Raw genomic sequence first — 201 nt, forward strand, 5'->3', positions numbered from 1 at the left:
CACTGAGGGATTCGAACCCCCGACCCTCTGCTTGTAAGGCAGACGCTCTGAACCAACTGAGCTAAGTGCCCTTTCGGGAAATATGTTCATCCTTTCGGAAGACCTTCGTGCAACTTGTGGAAAAGGGAGTGGGCACTGAGGGATTCGAACCCCCGACCCTCTGCTTGTAAGGCAGACGCTCTGAACCAACTGAGCTAAGTG

General features: G+C 53.7%; 1 tRNA gene. It reads right to left on the bottom strand.

Features of this window, described 5'->3' with window-relative positions:
* Positions 1-129 precede the first annotated feature (129 nt).
* A tRNA-Val gene (locus I6E40_RS10925) sits at positions 130-201 on the bottom strand.

Source organism: Prevotellamassilia timonensis (assembly GCF_021531665.1).
Lineage (GTDB): Bacteria > Bacteroidota > Bacteroidia > Bacteroidales > Bacteroidaceae > Alloprevotella.